Raw genomic sequence first — 6,115 nt, 5'->3', positions numbered from 1 at the left:
GCCGGCGGGGCGCTCGGCGCGGGGCTCCCAGTTGGGGCGGTCGCCGCCGCGTGCGGGGCGGGCTGCGCCGCCGCGCTGGGGGCGGTCGTCCTGGCCGGAGCGCTGGGCGCGCTCGTCGGCGTTCCAGCGCTGCTTCTTGGGCGCGGGATCGGAGTTGTAGCCGCGGTGGTTCGGGCTGCGGGATCCCGCGGGGGCGCGCTTGGCGCCGCGCGGGGAGTCGTTGTTGTAGGGCATGAGGGATTCCTCGTTCTGCTCGGATGCATGACAGTGCGCATGTGCGAAGCAGCGCGCTACAGGATCAGGGTGCGCAGAGCTGCTCTCAACCCGGGCAGTCGTCGCCCGGGGGCCGTGTCATCGCGTGACGTACCCCTCTGCGGAATGAGAGGGGGAAACCGGCCCACCTGACTGACAAATCCGATCCGCCCGGATGGATGGTCCGGTAGCGGTGTCAAGAGCCGACGGGAGAACACTACCGGACGCGGACCGCGGGCACCAGGGCAGCGCTCCGCCCGGGCGGGGTCGTGAGGCCAGGATCAGCTTGCGGCGTCGGCCTCGGTCGTCGCCGCGGATCCGCCCGCCGGCAGCCCGCGCTCGGCCCGCTTCCGGTCGCGGCGCGCCTGGATCCTGAGGCCCGCGCGCTCCACGAGCGAGTACAGCGACGGCAGCACGAGCAGCGTCAGCACGGTCGACGACAGCAGGCCGCCGATCACGACGATCGCGAGCGGCTGCGAGATGAACCCGCCGTGCCCGGTGAGCCCGATCGCGAGCGGCAGCAGCGCGAAGATCGTCGCGAGCGCCGTCATGAGGATGGGCCGGAGCCGTCGCCCCGCCCCCTGGAGGATGGCCTGGCGGAGGCTCATGCCGCGCGTCCGGTACTGGTTCACGAGGTCGATGAGGACGATCGCGTTGGTCACCACGATGCCCACGAGCATCAGGAGGCCTGATGATCGACGCGACGCCCAGGGGGATCCCCGTCACCACCTGCAGCAGCACCGCGCCGGTCGCCGCGAACGGCACCGAGACGAGCAGCACGAGCGGCTGGATGAGGCTCCGGAACGTCGCCACCATGATGATGTAGACGATCAGGATCGCCGCCAGCACCGCGAGCCCGAGCTGCCCGAACGCGTCGGACTGCTGCGACGCGACGCCGCCGAGCGAGGCCTGCGCGCCGGCGGGCAGCTGCACGCCGGCGACGGCCTGCGAGACCTCGGACGACGCGAAGCCCACGTCGTCGCTGCCGGGCGTGGCACTCACGGTCGCGCTGCGGAAGCCGCCCGTGGTCGTCACGGTCGCGGGGCCGTCGGCCACCTCGACGGTCGCGAGGTCGCTGAGCGGCACGAGGCCGCGGGCGGTCGGGATCCGGAAGTCGCGCAGCCCCTGCAGGCTCTGCGCGGCGTCCGGGTCCTGGATGTAGATGGACAGCGTCTTCTCGTCGATGACGACCTGCCCGACCGCGGCCGGCAGCCGGCTCGCGGTGACGATGCCGCCCACGGCCTGCTCGCTGAGCCCGGCGGCCGCGGCCTTCGCCCGGTCGACGGTCACCGCGATGTACGGCTGCGTCTCGGACAGGTTGCTCGTGGCCTGCTCGATGGACGGGATGTCCTTCACGGCCGCGAGCACCGCATCTGCCGACGCCTTGAGGTCGTCGGAGTCGTTGGCGGTGATCTCCACGGTGATGTCGCTCGAGGAGAACCCGCCCGAGGCCGCCGCGAGCGACACGTCGCCCACGTCGGTGAGGCCGTCGACCGCGGTGCGCACCCGTTCGCGGATGGCGTCCTGGTCCGCGTCCGCGTCGGTCGTCAGCGCGAACGTGATCCCGCCGCCGCCGAAGGCCGAGGTGAGCGATGTGCTGTCCGAGCCGATGGAGGTCTGGACGGTGTCGACGCCCTCGACGCCGATGAGCGCCTGCTCGACCTTCGTCGCCGCGGCGTCCTGCGCCTCGAGGCTCGTGTCGCTCGGGAGCTCCTGCGAGACGGTGAGCGTGTTCTGCCCGCTGTCGCCGAGGAAGTTCGTCTTCATGCTCGGGATGAGCGCGACCGTGCCGCCGAGCACGAGGATCGCGAGGATCAGCGTGACCGCGGAGTGCTTGAGCGTCCACGCGAGGATCGGCAGGTAGCCGCGCTGGAGGCGGGTCGGCTTGCCGATCCCCTCGGCCTGGCCGTCGGCCTAGCCGTTCGCGGCGTGGGATCCGCGGGCCCGCCGACCGGCGCGCCCCCGGTCGTCGACCCCACCGCGGACGGCGGCGTGCGCCCCCGTGCGCGCGGTCTCGGCGGTCGCGGCGGCGGCGGCCTTCCTGCGCGCCCGCCGCGACTCCCCCTCCGGCCGCAGGAACCAGTACGCGAGCACCGGCACGATCGTCAGCGAGACGAACAGCGACGCGGCGAGCGCGATGGTCACGGTCAGCGCGAACGGCCGGAACAGCTCGCCCGTGATGTCGCCCACGAGCGCGATCGGCAGGAACACCGCGACCGTCGTGGCGGTGGACGCCGTCACCGCGCCCGCGACCTCCCGCACGGCCGCGCGGATCGCGTCGAGCCGGTCGGGCGTGAAGGAGAGGTGCCGCTTGATGTTCTCGATCACCACGATGGAGTCATCCACCACGCGCCCGACCGCGATCGTGAGCGCGCCGAGCGTGATGATGTTGAGCGTGTAGCCGGAGGCCAGCATCCCGATGAAGGTGATGAGCACGGACGCCGGGATGGAGATCGCGGTCACGATCGTCGACCGGATCGACATCAGGAACACGAGGATCACGAGGACGGCGAACACGAGGCCGAGCAGTCCCTCTGTGGTGAGGCTCGAGATCGACTGCTCGATGAACGGCGCCTGGTCGAAGACGACCGTCAACTTCGTGTCGTTCCCCAGGTCCTCCGACAGCTGCGGCAGCAGCTGGGTGACGAGGTGCGACACGTCGACCGTGTTGCCCGCGGGCGTCTTGGTGACCGCGATGGTGAGCGACGGCTGGCCGTCGACGCGCGAGATGCCGGTGGTCGGATCCTGGCCGAGCTCCACGGTGGCGACGTCGCCGATCGTGAGCTGGCGCCCGCCCGCCGCGCCCAGGAGCGGCAGCGACGCGAGGTCCTGGGTGGATCCGAGGCGCGTGCCCGACTGCACCGAGAGCGTCGTGCCGTCCTCCGTCACGGATCCCGCGGGCAGGAGCGAGCCGTTCGCGTCGAGCGCGTCGCGGATCGCCTGGTTCGTGAGGCCGGCCGCCTGCACCTTCGCGGGGTCGGGCGTGACGACCACGCGCTGCCCGACCGTGCCGAGGAGGCTCGCGTCGCGCACGCCGGCGAGCTTGCGGATGTCGGCGAGCGTCGAGCGCTCGAGCGCGGCCGTCAGGTCCTGCGGGCTGAGGTCGCTCGTGACGGCGATCTGGATCACCGGCAGGTCGTCGATGCTGCCCGCGATCACCACCGGGTCGATGCCGTCCGGCAGCGTCGTGCGGATCCGGTTGATGGCCTGGTCGATCTTCTGCTCGGCCGTCGCCAGGTCGGTGCCGTACGTGAAGGACGCCGAGATGACGGACGAGTCGGTGCGCGAGGTCGCGGTGGAGGACTCGAGCCCCGGCACCGCCTGGATCGCGCGCTCGATGGGCGTCGACACGTCGGAGTCGACGACCGCGGGCGATGCGCCCGGGTAGGCCGTGACGACCGCGAGCTGCGGGAACGACACCGACGGGATGAGCTCCTGCTTGAGCGTCGTCAGCGCGATGCCGCCGAACACCCCGATGACGACCGTGATGAGCGCGATCAGCGCCCGGTTGCGGAGGCTGAAGACGGAGAGGAGATGCAGGGGGTGCTCCTTGTGCGATGCGGGCCGCGGGTGCGGCGGTCGCTCGGACCGCTGATCGCCCGCACCGGGACCCGCCCCGTGGGGGAAGTATCGCACCCGCCGTCGGGAAATCCCCGCTCGCGACCGGTTTTCAGTGGTCCGTCACCGCATCCAGCCGACTCCCCTGTCCGCGGAGCATGCTGGAGGGATGGCGCACCGGGCATCGAGCACGAGGGACAGCGTCCCCGCGCCCAAGACCTGCGCCTCGTGCGGCCGCACCATCGAGTGGCGGAAGAAGTGGGAGCGCGACTGGGACGAGGTGCGCTACTGCAGCGACGCGTGCCGTCGCCGCGGCGTCACCGACGTCGACGAGCGGCTCGAACGCCGGATCCTCGACCTCCTCGCGCACCGTGCCGGCGGCGCCACCATCTGCCCGTCGGAGGCCGCCCGCGCGGAGTCGCCCGACGAGTGGCGCGACCTCATGGAGCCGGCCCGGCGCGCGGCCCGGCGGCTGGTCGAGGCCGGCGAGGTGGAGATCACCCAGAAGGGGTCGGTCGTCGATCCCTCCACCGCCAAGGGGCCCATCCGGATCCGCCGTCGTCGCTGACGAGGCACACTAGGGGGATGCATCGACCGACCCTCACCGTCCTGACCGCCGTCGCGAGCGCGGCGCTCCTGTCCGGATGCGGGGCCAGCGCGCAGTTCACGTCGCCCACCACGGAGATCTACGCGACCACGGCGGACGCCCAGACCGCGCTCGCCACGGCGATGCCGACGTGGATCCCCGCGGACGGCACCCTCATCCGCACCAAGTCCGAGGCGAAGGCCGGCAGCATCGTCGCCGTGCAGACGGGCCAGGCCGCGCCCGCCCCCGGCGGCTGCACCGACCTCCAGATGCCCACCATCGAGGACACCTGGTGGCCACCGGAGATCGACCCGGCCACCGTCACCTGCGCCGACGGCTGGAACGTGTTCGGCGCGAACGGCCGTCTCTACGGCTGGAGCACCACGGTCCTCCCCTAAGCCGTGGCGGTGCCCCCGGATGCGGCTCCCGCCCGCCGCCGACGCCGGGCCGCGAGCGCCCGCAGCACGAGGATCACGACCACGCCGACCGCCGCGCCCACCCCCGTGTCGACCACGCGGTCGGCGACGAGCGGCAGCACCGGCAGAGGCCGGCCGAGGCCGCCCATCACGAGCGCGAGCGGCGTGATGAAGACGAGCGCCAGCCCGTAGTGCCTGCCGACCGCGATCTCCGCGGCGAACTGGCAGGCGACGGCGACGGCGATCACGGCCGGCGCGGGCAGGTGCAGCGCGAGGATTCCCGCGGCCACCACCGATCCGGCGAGCGTCCCGAGCACGCGGTGCGCCACGCGCGTGAACGACAGCGGCCCGCGCACCACCGGCAGCACGGCGACGAGCGTCACGACGGCCCAGTAGTGGTGCCCGAGCCCGAGCGCCACCGCGATCGCGCCCGCCACCAGAGCGCCGACGACGTTCGCGACCACGGCCGTCCACGCGGCGGGGTCCCGGTGCACGGCGGCGTCGCGCACGGGGATCCGCGGCAGCGCACGGAAGCGGTGCGCCTGCGTGTCGGGCGCCCAGCGGCGGAGCAGCCAGCCGGACATGCAGACGCCGGCGGAGAAGAGGATCGCGGCCACCGCGGTCAGCAGCGCGTCGCGCGCCTGCGAGGGATCCACCGGCACGGCCGCGCACACGACGAGGCCGAACACGGGGAACAGCGGATGCGGGGGCACGAGGCTCATCGCCGTCGACACGAGGGACGCCCCGCCCAGCACGATCACGAGGCCGACGGCCTCGAGCGCGAGCGGCGCGTCGGCGAGCGACAGCAGGACGCCCGTGGAGATCGCGACGAGCATCATCGCCGCTCCGGCGCCCACGCTCGCGAGCCGCAGCCGATAGCGCTCGTTCCGCCCGTAGAGCCCGGTGAACACCCCGAACGACGCGTAGAGCGCGAGGTCCAGGCGGTCGATCGCGAGCAGCACGACGAGCGGCACCAGGAGCCCGACGCTCGCGCGCATCGCGGCCTCGAGGCCGAGCGTCCGGGTCGACGGCGGTCGCGGGATGGGCGATGACGTCACACGGGGTCCGATCTCCCCGGGAGCGGAAACGGGGCCTCCCCACGGTACGCCCGTGCGGCACCGCCCCCGGACGCGACGACGCGCCCCCGGTCTCCCGAGGGCGCGTCGGTCGATCTCGCGTCGGCGCTAGGTGTACTGAGTCATGACGTTGGTGACACTCGGGCCGCGGGCGTGAGCCCGTGGCTTGAGTGGATTCGTTCAGTGTTGTAGTGCTCGATGAAGGGGTCAAGCGCGTCGGCCCGGTG

The 6,115-nt window shown here is 72.8% G+C and carries 5 protein-coding genes and 2 pseudogenes; 2 read left to right on the top strand and 5 right to left on the bottom strand.

What is annotated here, in order from left to right:
- From HDR73_RS15860 to HDR73_RS16630, 3 genes and pseudogenes are all read right to left on the bottom strand, one after another.
- Nucleotides 1-234 (bottom strand): annotated as a pseudogene (locus tag HDR73_RS15860) (DEAD/DEAH box helicase); the annotation flags it as partial.
- A gap of 117 nt (nucleotides 235-351) precedes the next feature.
- Nucleotides 352-2,070 (bottom strand): efflux RND transporter permease subunit, encoded by a 1,719-nt coding sequence (locus tag HDR73_RS16685; RefSeq protein ID WP_434269247.1) that lies wholly within the window; start codon nucleotides 2,068-2,070, stop codon nucleotides 352-354.
- A gap of 96 nt (nucleotides 2,071-2,166) precedes the next feature.
- On the bottom strand, nucleotides 2,167-3,792 hold the full coding sequence (locus HDR73_RS16630) for an efflux RND transporter permease subunit (RefSeq protein WP_281631001.1): 1,626 nt from the start codon (nucleotides 3,790-3,792) through the stop codon (nucleotides 2,167-2,169).
- 187 nt (nucleotides 3,793-3,979) lie between these two features.
- Between HDR73_RS16630 and HDR73_RS15850 the strand changes: the two genes are divergently transcribed.
- Nucleotides 3,980-4,378 carry a DUF2256 and DUF3253 domain-containing protein gene (locus HDR73_RS15850; protein ID WP_012299472.1) on the top strand — a complete coding sequence of 133 codons (399 nt, stop codon included), beginning with the start codon at nucleotides 3,980-3,982 and terminating at the stop codon, nucleotides 4,376-4,378.
- Nucleotides 4,379-4,395: 17 nt separating this feature from the next.
- The gene (locus HDR73_RS15845) at nucleotides 4,396-4,794 is read left to right on the top strand and encodes an LPS-assembly lipoprotein LptE (RefSeq protein WP_012299473.1); all 399 of its coding nucleotides are present in this window, start codon (nucleotides 4,396-4,398) and stop codon (nucleotides 4,792-4,794) included.
- Here the strand turns inward: HDR73_RS15845 and HDR73_RS15840 are convergent.
- Both HDR73_RS15840 and HDR73_RS15835 read right to left on the bottom strand, forming a co-directional pair.
- Nucleotides 4,791-5,870, bottom strand: a complete 1,080-nt coding sequence (locus tag HDR73_RS15840; RefSeq protein ID WP_012299474.1) for an FUSC family protein — start codon at nucleotides 5,868-5,870, stop codon at nucleotides 4,791-4,793. The two genes, HDR73_RS15845 and HDR73_RS15840, sit on opposite strands and share 4 nt — an antisense overlap.
- A gap of 140 nt (nucleotides 5,871-6,010) precedes the next feature.
- Nucleotides 6,011-6,115, bottom strand: a pseudogene (locus tag HDR73_RS15835) (IS481 family transposase); the annotation flags it as partial.

It is taken from the genome of Clavibacter sp. (genome assembly GCF_014802555.1).
Taxonomy (GTDB): Bacteria; Actinomycetota; Actinomycetes; order Actinomycetales; family Microbacteriaceae; genus Clavibacter; species Clavibacter sepedonicus.
This window is presented reverse-complemented; position numbering and strand designations above follow the sequence as displayed.